1 protein-coding gene is annotated in these 359 nt (G+C 62.1%); it reads left to right on the top strand.

The genetic code is table 11. The annotated features are described in order from the left end of the window. A partial coding sequence (locus tag FDO69_RS40985; RefSeq protein WP_170321025.1) for a cbb3-type cytochrome c oxidase subunit I occupies nt 1–359 on the top strand: 359 nt, incomplete at both ends.

Below are 359 nucleotides of genomic sequence, written 5' to 3'. Positions count from 1 at the left end.
CGCTGTTCGCCCTGGAGGCGGACCGCAAGTTCGGCGCCCACGTCTTCGACGCCGCCAACGGCGGGGCGTTGCTGTGGCAGCACCTCTTCTGGTTCTTCGGCCATCCAGAGGTGTACATCATCGCGTTGCCGTTCTTCGGCATCATCTCCGAGGTCATCCCGGTCTTCTCCCGCAAGCCGATGTTCGGTTACACGGGTCTGATCGGCGCGACCATCGCGATCGCGGGTCTGTCCGTGACGGTGTGGGCCCACCACATGTACGTCACCGGCGGTGTATTGCTGCCGTTCTTCTCCTTCATGACGTTCCTCATCGCCGTACCGACCGGTGTGAAGTTCTTCAACTGGATCGGCACCATGTGG

The organism is Streptomyces tibetensis, from assembly GCF_007655005.1.
In the GTDB taxonomy this organism is placed as follows: domain Bacteria; phylum Actinomycetota; class Actinomycetes; order Streptomycetales; family Streptomycetaceae; genus Streptomyces; species Streptomyces tibetensis.
This window is presented reverse-complemented; position numbering and strand designations above follow the sequence as displayed.